Annotated in this window: 16 protein-coding genes and 1 tRNA gene; 10 read left to right on the top strand and 7 right to left on the bottom strand. The window is 64.3% G+C overall.

All coding sequences use genetic code 11. The features are described 5' to 3' along the window. Positions 1-102 precede the first annotated feature (102 nt). Together parE and ACXAD2_RS14050 are read left to right on the top strand one after the other, a co-directional pair. Complete coding sequence (gene parE / locus ACXAD2_RS14055) at positions 103-2,061, top strand: DNA topoisomerase IV subunit B (protein ID WP_475171248.1); 1,959 nt, start codon at positions 103-105, stop codon at positions 2,059-2,061. Between the two features lie 118 nt (positions 2,062-2,179). Further along, positions 2,180-2,401, top strand: coding sequence for a hypothetical protein (locus tag ACXAD2_RS14050; protein WP_475171245.1), 222 nt, complete (start codon positions 2,180-2,182; stop codon positions 2,399-2,401). Here ACXAD2_RS14050 and ACXAD2_RS14045 read toward each other — a convergent pair. Beyond that, a complete protein-coding gene (locus tag ACXAD2_RS14045; protein WP_475171241.1) occupies positions 2,386-2,646 on the bottom strand; it encodes a hypothetical protein in 261 nt (86 codons plus the stop codon). The two genes, ACXAD2_RS14050 and ACXAD2_RS14045, sit on opposite strands and share 16 nt — an antisense overlap. A gap of 261 nt (positions 2,647-2,907) precedes the next feature. On the opposite strand from ACXAD2_RS14045, the gene ACXAD2_RS14040 reads away from it, so the two are divergent. Continuing rightward, complete coding sequence (locus ACXAD2_RS14040) at positions 2,908-3,630, top strand: DUF1194 domain-containing protein (protein WP_475174882.1); 723 nt, start codon at positions 2,908-2,910, stop codon at positions 3,628-3,630. Positions 3,631-3,662: 32 nt separating this feature from the next. Then, positions 3,663-4,361: a hypothetical protein gene (locus ACXAD2_RS14035; protein WP_475171239.1), complete on the top strand. Its 699-nt coding sequence runs from the start codon at positions 3,663-3,665 to the stop codon at positions 4,359-4,361. 75 nt (positions 4,362-4,436) lie between these two features. On the opposite strand, the gene ACXAD2_RS14030 is transcribed toward ACXAD2_RS14035, so the two are convergent. The 4 genes from ACXAD2_RS14030 to ACXAD2_RS14015 form a co-directional block, all read right to left on the bottom strand. Next, complete coding sequence (locus ACXAD2_RS14030) at positions 4,437-4,634, bottom strand: CsbD family protein (protein WP_224898740.1); 198 nt, start codon at positions 4,632-4,634, stop codon at positions 4,437-4,439. Between the two features lie 99 nt (positions 4,635-4,733). Then, on the bottom strand, positions 4,734-5,135 hold the full coding sequence (locus ACXAD2_RS14025; protein WP_475174879.1) for a c-type cytochrome: 402 nt from the start codon (positions 5,133-5,135) through the stop codon (positions 4,734-4,736). Between the two features lie 144 nt (positions 5,136-5,279). Continuing rightward, positions 5,280-6,755 carry a bromoperoxidase gene (locus tag ACXAD2_RS14020; RefSeq protein WP_475171234.1) on the bottom strand — a complete coding sequence of 492 codons (1,476 nt, stop codon included), beginning with the start codon at positions 6,753-6,755 and terminating at the stop codon, positions 5,280-5,282. A 297-nt stretch (positions 6,756-7,052) separates the two neighbouring features. After that, positions 7,053-7,129 (bottom strand) — tRNA-Arg (locus ACXAD2_RS14015). 231 nt (positions 7,130-7,360) lie between these two features. On the opposite strand from ACXAD2_RS14015, the gene ACXAD2_RS14010 reads away from it, so the two are divergent. From ACXAD2_RS14010 to ACXAD2_RS14000, 3 genes are all read left to right on the top strand, one after another. Beyond that, complete coding sequence (locus ACXAD2_RS14010) at positions 7,361-8,890, top strand: phospholipase D family protein (RefSeq protein ID WP_475171232.1); 1,530 nt, start codon at positions 7,361-7,363, stop codon at positions 8,888-8,890. Positions 8,891-8,956: 66 nt separating this feature from the next. Continuing rightward, entirely contained in the window at positions 8,957-10,051 is a 1,095-nt protein-coding gene (locus tag ACXAD2_RS14005) for an AI-2E family transporter (RefSeq protein ID WP_475171228.1), read from the top strand. Positions 10,052-10,199: 148 nt separating this feature from the next. Then, complete coding sequence (locus ACXAD2_RS14000) at positions 10,200-10,736, top strand: HdeD family acid-resistance protein (protein WP_164183666.1); 537 nt, start codon at positions 10,200-10,202, stop codon at positions 10,734-10,736. Positions 10,737-10,789: 53 nt separating this feature from the next. Here ACXAD2_RS14000 and ACXAD2_RS13995 read toward each other — a convergent pair whose 3' ends face one another. Further along, a complete protein-coding gene (locus ACXAD2_RS13995; protein WP_475171223.1) occupies positions 10,790-11,188 on the bottom strand; it encodes an excinuclease ABC subunit B in 399 nt (132 codons plus the stop codon). Between the two features lie 120 nt (positions 11,189-11,308). On the opposite strand from ACXAD2_RS13995, the gene ACXAD2_RS13990 reads away from it, so the two are divergent. Continuing rightward, positions 11,309-11,575, top strand: coding sequence for an I78 family peptidase inhibitor (locus ACXAD2_RS13990; protein ID WP_475171220.1), 267 nt, complete (start codon positions 11,309-11,311; stop codon positions 11,573-11,575). Between the two features lie 149 nt (positions 11,576-11,724). Then, positions 11,725-12,015 (top strand): hypothetical protein, encoded by a 291-nt coding sequence (locus ACXAD2_RS13985; RefSeq protein ID WP_224898726.1) that lies wholly within the window; start codon positions 11,725-11,727, stop codon positions 12,013-12,015. 98 nt (positions 12,016-12,113) lie between these two features. Here the strand turns inward: ACXAD2_RS13985 and uvrB are convergent, their stop codons facing one another. Next, the gene (gene uvrB, locus ACXAD2_RS13980; RefSeq protein ID WP_475171213.1) at positions 12,114-14,312 is read right to left on the bottom strand and encodes an excinuclease ABC subunit UvrB; all 2,199 of its coding nucleotides are present in this window, start codon (positions 14,310-14,312) and stop codon (positions 12,114-12,116) included. Positions 14,313-14,542: 230 nt separating this feature from the next. Here uvrB and ACXAD2_RS13975 point away from each other — a divergent pair, with 230 nt between their 5' ends. Beyond that, positions 14,543-14,854, top strand: coding sequence for an ETC complex I subunit (locus tag ACXAD2_RS13975; protein WP_475171207.1), 312 nt, complete (start codon positions 14,543-14,545; stop codon positions 14,852-14,854). Positions 14,855-14,924 lie beyond the last annotated feature (70 nt).

Genomic DNA, 14,924 nt, shown 5'->3' with positions numbered 1-14,924 from the left:
TCACAGCGTCATCCCCATGATGATGGGGTGCGGGGCTTTTCCCGCTCTCTCCGCTCTGCCATACTCGGGTCCAATCAGAATCCGGGAACGAGCAGCAACCACATGGCAGACGATCTTCTCGCCGCGACCGAAGCCGCCTCTTACGACGCCTCCTCGATCGAGGTTCTCGAAGGGCTTGAACCGGTGCGCAAGCGCCCCGGCATGTATATCGGCGGCACCGACGAGCGCGCGCTGCACCACATGGTGGCGGAGATCCTCGACAACTCCATGGACGAGGCGGTGGCCGGTCACGCCAACCGCATCGAGGTGGAGCTTCTGGCGGATCACTCGATCACCATCCGCGACAATGGCCGCGGCATCCCGATCGACCCGCACCCCAAGTTTCCCGGCAAGTCCGCGCTTGAGGTGATCCTCTGCACGCTGCACGCGGGCGGCAAATTCTCGGGCGACGCCTATGAGACCTCGGGCGGCCTGCACGGCGTGGGCGCCTCGGTGGTGAACGCGCTGTCGGACTCGATGGTCGTGCAGGTGGCGCGCAACAAGGAGCTGTTCGAGCAACGCTTCTCGCGCGGCATCCCGCAGGGCCCGGCAGAAAAGATCGGCGCCGCGCCCAACCGCCGCGGCACCACCGTCACCTTCCATGCCGACGAAGAGATCTTCGGCCACCACCGCTTCAAGCCGTCGCGGCTGCTGAAGATGGTGCGCTCCAAGGCCTATCTCTTTTCTGGCGTCGAGATCCGCTGGAAGTCCGCCATCGAGGATGGCGACACGCCGATGGAGGCGACCTTCCACTTCCCCGGCGGTCTGGCCGATTACCTGACCGAGACGCTGGGCACGGCGAGCACCTACGCCGACAAACCCTTCTCAGGCACCGTCGACTTCCGCGAGAAGTTCAACGCGCCGGGCAAGGTGGAATGGGCGATCAACTGGACGCCCTCGCGCGACGGCTTCATCCAGTCCTACTGTAACACCGTCCCCACCCCCGAGGGCGGCACCCATGAGGCGGGCTTCTGGTCGGCGATCCTCAAGGGCATCCGCGCCTATGGTGAGCTGGTGAACAACAAGAAGGCGGGCCAGATCACCCGCGATGACCTGATGACCGGCGGCTGCGCGCTGGTGTCCTGCTTCATCCGCGAGCCGGAATTCGTTGGCCAGACCAAGGACCGCCTCGCCACCACCGAAGCGCAGCGCCTCGTCGAAGGCGCGGTGCGCGACCACTTCGACAACTGGTTGGCCTCCGACACCAAATCGGCGGGCGCGATCCTCGACTTCCTCGTGCTGCGCGCCGAAGAGCGCCTGCGCCGCCGTCAGGAAAAAGAGACCGCCCGCAAATCGGCCACCAAAAAACTGCGCCTTCCGGGCAAGCTGACCGATTGTACCGCGAAGAGCCGCGAGGGCACCGAGCTGTTCATCGTCGAGGGCGACTCGGCGGGCGGGTCGGCCAAGGGTGCGCGCTTCCGCGAGACGCAGGCGCTGCTGCCGCTGAAGGGTAAAATCCTCAACGTGCTGGGCGCGGCGTCCAACAAGCTCAGCTCGAACGCCGAGATTCGCGACCTTTGCGAAGCGCTTGGCGTCGGCCTTGGCACCAAGTTCAACATCGACGATCTGCGTTACGAGAAGATCATCATCATGACCGACGCCGACGTCGACGGCGCGCATATCGCATCGCTGCTGATGACCTTCTTCTTCACGCAGATGCGCCCGCTGATCGACGGCGGCCACCTCTACCTCGCCTGCCCGCCGCTCTACCGGCTGACGCAGGGCGCGCGCCGCATCTATGTGGCCGACGACGCCGAGAAAGATGTGATGATGGCCAAGGGTCTGGGCGGCAAGGGCAAGATCGACGTGCAGCGCTTCAAGGGTCTGGGCGAAATGGACGCCAAGGACTTGAAAGAGACGACGATGGATCCGGCAACCCGCAAGCTGATCCGCGTCACCATCGACGAGGACGAGCCCGGCGAAACCGGCGATCTGGTCGAGCGGCTGATGGGCAAGAAGCCCGAACTGCGCTTCCAGTACATCCAAGAGAATGCCCGTTTCGTCGAAGAACTGGACGTGTAAGCGGGGGAATGTGCCTCGCCGCGTCCGCGACGCTGCGAAATGTGAGTGTAAATCTGTTGTTTTCCGAAGGCGGATGTCTCACCCTATGGGTGTAGACCTCAGATATGACCGGCGAGCCATGACCAAAACGATGCTTCTGCGCTTACAGATCACCAGCTTTGTACTGGTCCATATCCCGCTGATTGCCATTGCGCTCTACGCCCTGAAAGACGGGGTGAGCGGCCGGCTGGACCTGCTGCTCGTGGCGCTTCTGGCGACCGTGGTCGCGGCGATTGCGATCTGGATGACCCTTGGCCGCGCCCTCGGCGAGACGTCCCAGCCCGCTCAGAAGAGCGCGTAAACCAGCAGGGCGATCACGCCCAGCTTGACCGCGACGGCAAGGATCAGCCAGCCACGGTTCTCCGGAGCAAGCATTTCCTGCCAGAAGCTGCGCGGTTCTTCCTCGGCGAAAAGCCGGTTTTGAATGGCGTTGAACACCCGCGGCGGCGGGGCGACCTCATCGACGGGCCCGGCAAAGCCGATCAGACGGCTCTCCCAGAAATCCATCTCGGCGCTGAGTTCGGGGTCACTGGCAGCAGCACGCATGCCCTCGTCCTGCTCCTGCGGTGGCAGGAGCCCGAGGGCAAGTTCAGCAGCAAGTAACGACTTCTCCGAGATAGCCACGAAGTGCCCCCCCTAGTGCTGCGGCAGCGTACGCATCCCCTCTGACGTGCCATCGACTGTCCTCCGACTCTGACGCATCCCGAGCCGCAGCGCAATCATAGCGTTACCGCCCGGAGGCCACGTCAGGCTAGGCAGAGCGGATGCAAGATGGCACCCTATCACGATCCCTGCCTCTACATGGAGATGCCTGTGCGTTCTCTGGTGTTGATCGTAGCTTTCATGACCTGCCTTTCCACCCCGGCGCATGCGCAGGACACGGACCTTGAACTTGTGCTCTTGGCGGATGCCTCCGGGTCCATCTCTGTGGAGGAACTGCAGTTTCAGCGCGAAGGCTACGCCGCGGCGATCACCGATCCCGAGGTTTTGACGGTCATCGCCGGGACAGCTTACGGCCATATCGCGGTGACCTACGTGGAATGGGCCGCCAATCAGGCGCGGGTGGTGGATTGGACGCTGATCGACGGGCCCGAGGCGGCCCAAGGATTTGCCGCCGCCCTGCTGGACGAGCCGCGTCTGGCCTTCGGGCGCAACGCCATCGGTGCGGCGCTGCTGGAAGGGCTGCGGCAGATGGAGGAGAATGACATCGAGGGCTGGCGCAGGGTCATAGATTTCTCCGGCGACAGCGCAAACAACTGGGCAGGCCCGCCGATCGCCGAAGCCCGCGCCAAAGTGCTGGAGGCTGGCGTCACGATCAACGCCCTGCCGATCCTCAGCCCTGATGACCCCGGTCGCGCGCATGGCGGGCTCGAGGCGCTTTATGAAGAGCAGATCATCGGCGGCATCGGTGCCTTTGTGGTCACCGCCGAGACGCGGGACAGTTTCGCCGAGGCGGTGAAGAAGAAACTCATCCTCGAGATCTCGGGCCTGCCTCCGGGCAATTTCGCCGTTGCGCGCCAAACCCCTTGAACACTTGCCGAAAAGCGGCTCAGTCTTTGGTCATGCGCCGCCTCACACAGTCCCTTCTCTGCCTCGTCCTGCTGCTGGGCCTCGCCGCCTGCGGCCGCCCTCTGACACCCAATGAGGTGGCCTTCCTGCAGGCCATGCAGGGCCCGCAGATCAATACGGGCAAGGTTCGCTTTCATGACGGTCTCGCCTCGAAGGCGGTCACTTTCGAGCGGCCCGTGCGTCCGCGCCTGACCTGTATGGAGCGCATCTGGCCGCCGTCGAAAGGCGGAACCGTAACCGTCTCTCCGGCAGCGCTGACCCTGTTCAATCACATCTTCTACCGCGAGGATGTCTACCTCGACGACTATATGGCCAGCTACCCCGAGCGCCTGAACCTCTACGGCGCGATGCTGTTTGCCCATGAGATGACCCACGTCTGGCAATGGCAGAACCGCGCCCGCACCGGCTATACGCCGCTGAAGGCGGCCACCGAGCATCAGGTCTCAGCCGACCCTTATCTCTTCGATCCCGAGGGCAATGCGAGCTTCCTCAGCCACGGTTACGAGCAGCAGGGCGCCATCGTCGAGGAATATGTCTGCTGCCAAGTGCTCGACCCCAGCGCCCCGCGCACCTCGCGCCTGCGCGCGATGATCTCTGAAGAGATGCCAATCGGCGGGCTCGACGAGATACTCGACAAGGCCGATGTGATCATCCCGTGGAAAGGCGCCGAGACGCGCAACATCTGCCACTGAGCGCGCCAGAAAGCCCCTGCCCACGCAGCAAAAAGCGGGACCGAATGGCCCCGCCGATCGTGGTTTTCGCTGCGGTCAGAGGTTGTTCTGCCACTCCGAGACCTGCTTTTCGGCCTCTTCCTTGGCGATCCCGTATTTCTTCTGAATCAGCCCGGCAAGCTGCTCACGGTCGCCTTTGGCCTGCTGCACCTCGTCATCGGTCAGCTCGCCCCATTGCGCGCGTGCCTTGCCTTTGAATTCCGTCCAATTGCCTTCGATCTGGTCCCAGTTCATAACCGGTCCTCCTGAGGTTGCTTATGGGAAAGAAACCCGCGGGAAGAGTGTGCGGTTCCAGCATCCGCTGACGAAGTTTTCGTGACGGCAGGTGAGCGCCTATTCCGCGCGCTGCAGGCTGGTGAGATAGGCCACGAGGTCGGCAACCGGTTGCGCCGTCGCCAGATCATCCTGCAGCTTCACCTCATCCGTGCGATAGCTGAAGAAATCGCCATAGACCGGCATCGGGGACCCGTGACTGACCAGAGGGTCGCGCCCGTCGATGCGTTTCACCACCCGCTCGAGCGGAAAGCTCCCGCCATTGGCGGCGCTCAATTCGCTCAGGTTCACCGGCTTGATCATCAGCACCCCCGCCATCGGCCCATCGCCCCGCCCTTCGAGGCCGTGGCAGGTGGCGCAATGTTTGGCGTATAGCGCCTGCCCCGCGTCGGCGTCTTGCGGCCCGGCGGCAACCGCACCCGTCATCAACAGCAGGGCGGCGGCGATCAGCGGCAACGTCATGGCAAAGGGATGGATCGGGGAACGGCTGCGCGCAACCGCGCGGCTCTCTGCTCTGGGTCTGGCGATGAACATGGCGACCTCCTGTGACTGAGGCCAGACTGCCCCGCCCAGAAGGTCGCCACCTTGATCGGCATCAAGCCGGGCTCAGATCACCGCCAGATGCGCATTGGGACGATCCGCCACCATTGGAAAGCGCGCCGGGCGCCCGTCACGGCGCAGCGCCACCTCCGGCGCACCCAAGCGGCCGATGTGGCTTTCGATCCGCAGCGGCTTACCGTCGAAGTTGGTCAGATCCATCGAGGCCCGTTGCGGCAGTTGCGCCAGCCAGCCGCGCAGCACCTGCAGGGCCAACGCCTCGCCAATGCGCAGGTTCTGATGGCTCTCGGCCTGAAACTGCGCCCCGCTCGCGGCGGCAGACAGCGCGACATCGGCAGCCAGTTGATCCGCTTCCACTGCCAGATCGAAGCCGGGCGCGGGATCGGTCGCCATACGCAGGTGCGGCGCCGGACGGGTGTTGAAAAGTGCCTTAAACAGCGTCGAGAGCGCCCCGGCCACCACCACCTGCAGCGCGGCGTCGGAAGGGTGCCGCCGCAGGCCGCCCACCTCAAGCTCGGACAGCATGTAGGGCGCATTGGCCCGGCGCGTCTGCGCCTGTGCGGCGTTCCAGCGGGTCACCCAGTGCAGCAGGTTCGGCGCATAGGTCTGCAGATCTTCTGCCGCGCCGCGCAACTCGGGCGTGGTGCCTGCCGGAATTTCCTCGCGGCCAAGGATCGACGCCAGCCGCGCCGCCGTCGTGGCGGGCGGGCTGCTGCGATCATCGCGACCCCGGAGCCGCATCGCGGCCTCGAACGCCCGTTCGGCCCCCTCCGCCATAAGCGACAGAAGCCGCTGGGCGCTCACCGGATCCTCGCTCCCCTGCGGCTCGAGCCCCGGATCGAACTCGCTGCCTCGGGCAAGAAGCATCAGCGCGGCATTGTAATAGACGCGGCAAGGATGGCTGTCCTGCATGCGGAACGCCAGATCGCGCGGCGTCACAAGCGGCGACATCGCCGAAGGCTCGGCAGTTGCCAGAGCGAGCGCCGCCCCCGATTGCGCGCCGATCCAGTCGACCCATGCCGACATCGGAGCCTCCGCATCCGGCGCGGCACCGGGCTCTGCCACAAGGTCCGGCGCACAGCGATCGATCCAGTGAAACAGCGACAGCGGCTGCCCGCCGGGGGCCGCCGGAGCGAGCGTCCCGCGGTACATGCTGGCAAGCGTCAACTGGCCTTCCCGGTTCAGCCGAAGCTGGCGCCGCCGCGCGCCGGGCTCACCGGGGGCGGCCGTGCGCCGCTCATGATCGTACCAGCTGAGGCTGCGCATCTCGCACAGAAGTTCATGCAGGGTGAACCGGGTGCGGCCATCAATCCAGATCGCGTGATGTGGGTCGGTCATCGCCGAGAACGGCGTATCGCGCAGCAGCATCATGGCATAAAGCTCGGCCATCTCCGCCGCCAGTTCCGCCGAACCCAGCTGCGGCGGCGGTGGCAGTTGCACGCAGGGTGGCACCGCGCCCTTGGGGCCGCGACCGCCCTCAATGACTTGAAAACGCTCTCTGTCGGTGTCGAGTTGCCCAATCATCGCAAATCCCCTCTTCGGTGCTCCGCCGTGCAGGCGTTCTTGCTTTACTAAACGTAAACTAAATCTGCCGACGCAGCGTGAAGCAGGCGTGATTGGCACAAGATTTCGCAGTGACGCGGTCGTGAAATGTTAATTTTTGTTTTACTTCCCTAGGGCTGGGAGCGTGAAAACAGCACAAATTCCAAAACACCTATGGGTTTATTGGCGCGAACTGACTCGCCCTGCCCTGATTTCCAGCAGGTTTGCGGGCCTCTGCAGCTCTATCCGCTGGCTTTTGGATGATGCTGAGGGAAAAACTGGCGACCCCTGAAGGACTCGAACCCTCAACCTGCTGATTAGAAGTCAGCTGCTCTATCCAGTTGAGCTAAGGGGCCGCGCGCGACAGCGATAGCGCAAGTCGTCAGGCTTGCCCAGAGCCTAGCGGCCCTCGAAAGGCAGGCCCGCGGCTGACGTTGCACTGACGCAAGAGTGCGCAGAGCCGCTGCGGCCCGAATGCCGCGCCTTCGCACCGAAGCGGGCAGTGACCCAGCTTTGCACTTGCCGCAAAGGCGCCTCTGGCCCAGCCTGCCCTGCACAATCGCACCATCACAGACGCGAGGCCGCAAATGTTCCGGTTCCTGCCCGTTCTGCTCGTGACATGCCTTGGCCTTATGGCCTGCACCAGCGCGCCGCCGCAGGTTCCCAAACAGATGAGTTTGGTGCAGCCCAGTTCGGCCTCCGCGCCGCTGGCGCAGATGACGCGGCGCTGGCAGGGCAGGTCCGATGGCATGTCGGGGGTCCAGATCGTCGGCAATGGCATCGACGCGCTGGCGCTGCGCATCGCCCTTTCAGACCTCGCGCAGACCAGCATCGACGCGCAGTACTACCTGCTCCACAACGACGTTTCGGGCGGCCTCTTTGCCGATGCGCTGCTGCGCGCCGCAGATCGCGGTGTGCGTGTGCGCCTGCTGCTCGACGATATGGACACGCGCGGCTATGACGCCGCGACCCGCGCGCTGGAAACTCATCCCAATATCGAGATCCGGCTCTACAACCCGTTCCTGCGCTCGCGCAGCAAGGCGCTGTCGGCGCTGCTGGAGTTCGGGCGCATCAACCGGCGGATGCACAACAAGTCGATGAGTTTCGACGGGCGGATCACCATCGTCGGCGGGCGCAACATCGGCGACGAGTATTTCTCGGCGCGCGAGGATTCCAACTACGATGACCTCGACCTGCTCGCCGCAGGGCCGGTCGTCCGCGAGGTCGGCAAGAGTTTCGACGGCTATTGGAACAGCCCCTACGCGGTGCCAGCCTCGGCGCTGATCACCACCCGCGAAGATGATCCCGACCTTGCAACCACCCGCGCCCGTCTGGCGCTGCACGCGGAGCAGAGCCGCAACACGCCCTATGGCGCGGCGCTTGCCGCGCGGATCGCGCAGACCAAACGCGCGCCCAGACCGCTCGAACCCGCGCGCGCGACGCTGATCGCCGATCCGCCCGAGAAGGCCGCCGGAGACCTGCCCCGCGAGGCCACGCTCAGCGGTGCCATGCTGCCGCATATCGCCGCGCTTGAGCATCAGTTCCTTGTGGTTTCCGCCTATTTCGTGCCCCGCGACAGCGGCGTGGCGCTGCTGCGCGGGCTGGAAGAGCGCGGCGTCGAGGTGACGGTGCTGACCAACTCGCTCGACGCCACCGACGTGCCTGCGGTCTATGCCCATTACACCCGCTCGCGGCCCGATTTGCTGGACGCAGGCGTCGACCTTTGGGAATTGCGCGCCGAGAAGGAGCGCCCCGACCGGACGCTCTCGGGGCTCGGGCTGTCGCGCTCGGCGCTGCATGCCAAAGCCTTCGTTCTGGATGAGCAGAAGCTCTTCATCGGGTCGTTCAACTGGGACCCGCGATCGGTGCGCATCAACTCCGAGATGGGCATTCTGGTCGAGTCGCCACGCCTCGCCACGCAGGCGGCGCGCAACTTCAAGGCCATGCTGCCCGAGGCGGCCTTTCATCTGAGACGCGATGACCGGGGGGGCCTCGACTGGCTCGAGCATGACGAGGGCAATCGCTGGCGGCTTTATCGCAGTGCGCCGGTGCTGTCGCGCACCCGTGCCCTCACCGTGCCCATTCTGGCGGTGCTGCCGATCGGCGGGCAACTGTGATCCCGCGTGCGTTGACATGCCCCGCGGGATCGGTCCCACTGCGGGGATGACCCGCCAAGGACCTCCATGCCACCGATGAAAGACATCACCTTCCAGACGCTCGTTCTGGCGACCGTCTTCGTGCTGGCGCTGGGGACGATCCTTGTGCTGGGGCGCGTGGTGCTGCTGCCCATCGTCACCGCTGCGATCCTCGTCTATCTGCTGGAATCCGCTGCCGCGGGCATCCGCCGCGTGCCGGTGCTGCATCTGCTGCCGCACCGCGTGCTGCGCCTGCTGCTGCTGGTCACCGTGGCCGCTCTGGTGCTGGTGCTGGCGGCGGTGATCTCGGCCACGGTGCGCGAGATCCTCGCCGTCGCCCCCCGCTACGAAGACAACCTGCGCAGCATGGTCGAAGGGCTTGCGGTGCAATTCCATTTCGAAGGCGACGCGCTGTGGGAGAAGATCAGCGACGAGACGCTCGGGCAGATCAACCTGCGCGCGCTGTCCCTGGCGGTGCTGGGCGGGTTTACCAACCTCGGCTCGGTGGTGCTGTTGGTGATCATCTATGCCGCCTTCATCACCGTCGAGCGCGGCTCTTTCCAGCGCCGCCTTGCAGCCGCGCTCAAGAGCCCCGAGCAGACAGAGAACGTGCTGCACGTATTGGGCGCGATCAACGAGAAGATCAGCCGCTACCTCGCCTACAAGACGCTGATCAACGTGGTGCTCGGCACGATATCTTATGGGGTGCTCTGGGCTTTTGGTGTGGATTTCGCGCTGTTCTGGGCCGTGGTGATCGGGGTGCTGAACTACATCCCCTACGTCGGCTCGCTGCTGGCGGTGCTGTTTCCCGTTGCGCTGTCGCTGGCGCAATTCGCCTCGATCGGGACGACGGTTGCGCTCTGCGCCGCGCTGACCGCGGTACAGGTCACGCTCGGCAATATCATCGAGCCGCGACTGATCGGGCGACAGCTCAACCTGAGCCCTTTCGTGGTGCTGCTGGCACTGGCGCTCTGGACGACGCTATGGGGGATCCCCGGCGCGATCCTAGCCGTGCCGCTGACCTCGATCCTCACCATCGTGCTGTCGAGCTTCGAGGCGACACGCTGGCTGGCACTGCTGCTGGCCGAACGCGTCGACACGAGCGACATGCCGGGGCCGGCTGGACCGCAGTCTCAAAGCTGAGCCGCTCCTTTCGCCACAAGGTAGGGCACAGGCAGGCGAGTGGCGGCGAAACTTTGTCGCGTTAACCGAGAGTTGACAGATGGCGGGGCCTCGGCGCACCGTCTTGTCACCGGCGCAGTATGTCGGAGGACACTCAAGGATTTGCAAAATGTCTCATTGGCTCTGGTGGATTGTTATTGGTATCGCGAGCATCCTCGGCGGGATCATCGCACTTCTTAACCCTTTCGCCGCCTCGGTGACGGCGCAGACTTTGGTGGCTTGGTTCCTGCTCATCCTCGGCGTGATCCAAGCGATCAGCATCTTCCGCGTGACCCGCATGCGCGAGCGGCTGGTGGCCATCTTGCTGACCATCATCTACCTCTGGCTCGGCATCAGCTTTCTGGCGAACCCGCTCGAAGGGCTGATCTCGCTGACGCTGGTGGCCGCAATCATGTTCCTTGTGAGCGGCATTACCAAGGTGATCTACGCGTTCTCGGTGACCGACAGCCGGTTCAAGCTGGCAATGATCATCAGCGGCGCGGTCTCGGTGATCCTTGCGATCATGATCTTCACCAATTTCCCGTCTTCGGCGGCGGTGGTGCTGGGCGTGCTTCTGTCGGTCGAACTGCTGTCGACCGGCGTTGCGCTGGTGATCTTCGGGTTGGTGCTGAAGGCGCACCCCGAACTGCGCAAGAAACCCGTCTGAGCCCATAGGGGGCGGCGCCCTCAGCGCGGCCCCTTAACCTCTCGCTGGGCCCCCTACCCGTCGCTGGGCACAGCCTCGACCTCGGCAGGGTACCGCTGACGGCAGATCGCCTGTGCCTGCGCGGCCTCGTGGCGCAACTGCGGAAGCTGCTGCTCGATCTCGGCGTCGCGGCTGCGCAGCGCCTCGGCATTGATCGGCACCCGGCGCGTCACCGGCTCTGTGTCCCGCCGCCAGCAATAGCGCAGCCTGCCGTTGTAGCTACCGCAGACGTCCCAGCGCATGCGGGTCTCCCACTCGGTGCTATAGGTGAAGCCGCGCGCCAGATCCTTGGCAATGCGTGCGCGCTCGTCCAAGGCATCGCGATAGGGCTCCGCCGCATCGCGGTTGCACCGCTCGTAAGGCGTGCCGCAGGCCGCAAGAGCCACAAGGGGTATGAGAAACCACATACGCATATCAACAGCCTAGCGCCCTTCCCTGCGTCGGTCGAGATCGACCTTTGCCGCAACGGAGAGTTGAGCCACACCATCGCGTGACCTATCTATGAGCGGATCGCATCGCGCAGGAGAAGAGACATGATGAAACCCGTTGCCCTGATCGCCGGTCTTTGTACCGCTCTGGCCGCATGTAGCGAGGCCGAGACCAAGGCTGAGGACGACACCTGCGGCGCCACCGTCTATCAGACCCGCATCGGTCAGCCGGTGGAAGAGCTTGGCCTCACTGCCGGTGACAAGCTGCGCATCCTCGGCCCCGGTCAGCCGATGACGATGGATTTCCGCCCCGACCGTCTCAACATCGAGACCGACAGCACCGGCCAGATCATGCGGGTGTTCTGCGGCTGAGCGCCTAGCGCGCAAACCCGAGCTAACGCGGCTGACAACACATTGGTTCCGGGAAATATTTCCGGAACCAAGCTGACAATCTCACAGTTCCTTTACCGAAGACTGCGGCGCTGGCCGCAAGAAAAACAGTCATACGGAAGGGAAGAGTTATGCGTAAAGGACCCGTTATTGCCGCCGTTGCCGTGGCCGCTGTCGTTGTCGGCTTTGGTGCCTATATGATCGACTTTGACGTCACCGACGAAGGCGCCCTGCCCGACGTGGATGTTGCCGTCGAAGGCGGCGAAATGCCCGAGGTTGAGGCCGATGTCGGCAGCATCGACGTTGGCACCAAGGAAGAGACCGTCGAAGTGCCGGACGTCGATGTAGAGGTGGACACCAAGGAAGCCGAGGTGACCCTGCCCGATATCGAGGTGACCCCGCCCGAAGACGACAAGGGCTAAGCTCAGAACGCTTATCCCCCTGCCCTCAAAAGAAAGCCCCTTCCGGCACCGGCCGGAAGGGGCTTTTTCATGCGGCGCTGGGACGCAAGGGCGAGGCGCTACCTCTTGCGCCGCTTCACGTTGCCGCCGCGCTGCCCCGGACGTCCGGCGGTCGACCGGCCCTTGGCGTTCACCGCCGCTTCCGACGCCGCCTCTACCGCCGACTGCCGCGCCAGAGGGTCGTCGTGAATGGCCAGATCCACCGCCTCCAGCCGCTTCACCTCGTCCCGCAGACGCGCCGCTTCCTCGAACTCGAGGTTCTCGGCGGCCTTGCGCATCTCGGCACGCAGCCCCTCTAGCACCGCTTCGAGGTTCGAGCCCTGCTGCTTGGGATCGATCTTCGCGGTGACGCGGTTCATGTCCACGTCGCCCTGATAGAGCCCGGCCAGAATGTCATCGACGTTCTTCTTCACCGTCGCCGGGGTGATGCCATGCTCTTCGTTGTAGGCGATCTGCTTCTCGCGGCGGCGCTCGGTCTCGGCCAGCGCCCGCTCCATCGAGCCGGTGACCCGGTCGGCATACATGATCACCCGCCCCTCGGCGTTCCGCGCGGCACGGCCGATGGTCTGGATCAGCGAGGTCTCGGAACGCAGGAAGCCTTCCTTGTCCGCATCGAGAATGGCCACCAGCCCGCACTCGGGAATATCGAGCCCCTCGCGCAGCAGGTTGATCCCGATCAGCACGTCGAAAGCCCCAAGCCGCAGGTCGCGCAGGATCTCGATCCGCTCGATCGTGTCGATGTCGGAGTGCATGTAGCGCACCTTGATGCCCTGCTCGTGCAGATACTCGGTCAGATCCTCAGCCATCCGCTTGGTGAGCACGGTGCAAAGCGTGCGATAGCCGTCTGCGGTCACCTTGCGGATCTCGTCCAATAGGTCGTCCACCTGCATCTTCACCGGACGGATCTCGACCTGCGGATCCAGCAGACCCGTCGGGCGAATGACTTGCTCGGCAAAGACGCCGCCCGCCTGCTCCATCTCCCAGTTCGCCGGGGTTGCCGACACAAAGACCGACTGCGGGCGCATGGCGTCCCATTCCTCGAACTTGAGGGGGCGGTTGTCCATGCAGGACGGCAGGCGGAAGCCATGCTCGGCCAGCGTGAATTTGCGCCGGTAGTCGCCCTTATACATGGCCCCGATCTGCGGCACCGAGACGTGGCTTTCATCGGCGAAGACGATGGCATGGTCAGGGATGAATTCGAAAAGCGTGGGCGGCGGCTCGCCCGGCGCCCGCCCCGTCAGATAGCGCGAGTAGTTCTCGATACCATTGCAGACTCCGGTGGCCTCCAGCATCTCGATGTCGAAATTGGTGCGCTGCTCGAGCCGCTGCGCTTCCAGCAGTTTGCCCTCGGCCACCAATTGATCGAGCCGCTGGCGCAGCTCCTTTTTGATATGGATGACCGCCTGCTGCATCGTCGGCTTCGGCGTCACATAGTGCGAGTTCGCATAGACACGGATACGATCAAAGCTGCCGGTTTTCTCACCGGTGAGCGGGTCGAACTCGGTGATGCTCTCCAGTTCCTCGCCGAAGAACGACAGCTTCCACGCCCGGTCCTCAAGGTGGGCGGGCCAGATCTCGAGACTGTCGCCGCGCACCCGGAACGCCCCGCGCGAGAAGCCCGCGTCGTTGCGCTTGTACTGTTGCGCCACGAGGTCGGCCATGATCTTGCGCTGGTCATACTCTTGGCCCGCGTGCAGATCCTGCGTCATCGCGCCGTAGGTTTCGACCGAACCGATACCGTAGATACAGGACACCGAGGCCACGATGATCACGTCATCACGCTCGAGCAGGGCACGGGTGGCCGAGTGGCGCATCCGGTCGATCTGCTCGTTGATCTGGCTTTCTTTCTCGATGTAGGTGTCCGACCGCGCCACATAGGCCTCGGGCTGGTAGTAGTCGTAATAAGAGACGAAATACTCGACCGCGTTGTCCGGGAAGAAGCCTTTGAACTCACCGTAGAGCTGCGCCGCCAGCGTCTTGTTGGGCGCGAGGATGATCGCCGGGCGCTGCGTCTCCTCGATGATCTTGGCCATGGTGAAGGTCTTGCCGGTACCGGTGGCGCCCAGCAGCACCTGACTGCGCTCGCCGTCGTTCACCCCCTGCGCCAGTTCTGCGATCGCCGTGGGCTGGTCGCCCGCCGGAGCGAACTCGGTCTGCATGCGAAAGCGGATGCCACCCTCGAGCTTTTCCCGCGTCCGGACGTCCGGCGCGGGGGAATGCATCAGGGCATCTGACTTGTCGGAATGGGCATAGGGCATGAACGGACCTCCGGGCGCCCGCAAAACGTGTCGCGCGGCGCGGCGGTTTCAAGGGGTGCCGGACCGGGTGTTGGGGACTCGGGCCTGCGGGCAAGGCATTTTCACGGAATGTTCCCTTTCTGCAGGCAAGACGCAAGGGGTCGAGAAGATTTGACGCAGTGCCGCGCCGCGATCTCTTGCCCCGGCAGCATAAATTCCCGATAACGCCAAAGAACGTCAGGAGGGATTTCATGCGCGCACGGATTTTCCAGCCGGCCAAGACGGCCATGTCGTCGGGCCAGGCAAAGACCAAGGACTGGTATCTCGAGTTCTTTCCCGCCTCGCCGCGCGAGGTCGATCCGCTGATGGGCTGGACCTCCTCTTCCGACACACAAAGCCAAGTGCGGCTGAAGTTCGACAGCAAGGAAGCCGCGCTTGCCTATGCCGCCGAGCACGGCATTGAAGCGCAGGTGAACGAGCCCAACAAGCGCAAGCCCAACGTCCGCGCCCGCGGCTACGCCGAGAATTTCGCCGTCGACCGCCGCGCCGTCTGGACGCACTGATCGTTGTAAGAGACACCTGAGTTTTTCCCATGGAAGGCTAAGTTTTTCCTGGGAACTACATGTAGGGCGC

It is taken from the genome of Salipiger sp. ABN3_019 (assembly GCF_056158605.1).
The sequence above is the reverse complement of the archived record's forward strand: the minus strand, read 5'-3'. Positions and strand labels throughout refer to the sequence as shown.

Bases quoted from the DNA above. Each gene is read 5' to 3' on its own strand.
- parE (WP_475171248.1), top strand. From the start codon at position 103: ATGGCAGACGATCTTCTCGCCGCGACCGAAGCCGCCTCTTACGACGCC.
- ACXAD2_RS14050 (WP_475171245.1), top strand. From the start codon at position 2,180: ATGACCAAAACGATGCTTCTGCGCTTACAGATCACCAGCTTTGTACTG.
- ACXAD2_RS14045 (WP_475171241.1), bottom strand. From the start codon at position 2,646: ATGCGTGCTGCTGCCAGTGACCCCGAACTCAGCGCCGAGATGGATTTC.
- ACXAD2_RS14040 (WP_475174882.1), top strand. From the start codon at position 2,908: ATGCCTGTGCGTTCTCTGGTGTTGATCGTAGCTTTCATGACCTGCCTT.
- ACXAD2_RS14035 (WP_475171239.1), top strand. From the start codon at position 3,663: ATGCGCCGCCTCACACAGTCCCTTCTCTGCCTCGTCCTGCTGCTGGGC.
- ACXAD2_RS14030 (WP_224898740.1), bottom strand. From the start codon at position 4,634: ATGAACTGGGACCAGATCGAAGGCAATTGGACGGAATTCAAAGGCAAG.
- ACXAD2_RS14025 (WP_475174879.1), bottom strand. From the start codon at position 5,135: ATGACGTTGCCGCTGATCGCCGCCGCCCTGCTGTTGATGACGGGTGCG.
- ACXAD2_RS14020 (WP_475171234.1), bottom strand. From the start codon at position 6,755: ATGATTGGGCAACTCGACACCGACAGAGAGCGTTTTCAAGTCATTGAG.
- ACXAD2_RS14010 (WP_475171232.1), top strand. From the start codon at position 7,361: ATGTTCCGGTTCCTGCCCGTTCTGCTCGTGACATGCCTTGGCCTTATG.
- ACXAD2_RS14005 (WP_475171228.1), top strand. From the start codon at position 8,957: ATGCCACCGATGAAAGACATCACCTTCCAGACGCTCGTTCTGGCGACC.
- ACXAD2_RS14000 (WP_164183666.1), top strand. From the start codon at position 10,200: ATGTCTCATTGGCTCTGGTGGATTGTTATTGGTATCGCGAGCATCCTC.
- ACXAD2_RS13995 (WP_475171223.1), bottom strand. From the start codon at position 11,188: ATGCGTATGTGGTTTCTCATACCCCTTGTGGCTCTTGCGGCCTGCGGC.
- ACXAD2_RS13990 (WP_475171220.1), top strand. From the start codon at position 11,309: ATGATGAAACCCGTTGCCCTGATCGCCGGTCTTTGTACCGCTCTGGCC.
- ACXAD2_RS13985 (WP_224898726.1), top strand. From the start codon at position 11,725: ATGCGTAAAGGACCCGTTATTGCCGCCGTTGCCGTGGCCGCTGTCGTT.
- uvrB (WP_475171213.1), bottom strand. From the start codon at position 14,312: ATGCCCTATGCCCATTCCGACAAGTCAGATGCCCTGATGCATTCCCCC.
- ACXAD2_RS13975 (WP_475171207.1), top strand. From the start codon at position 14,543: ATGCGCGCACGGATTTTCCAGCCGGCCAAGACGGCCATGTCGTCGGGC.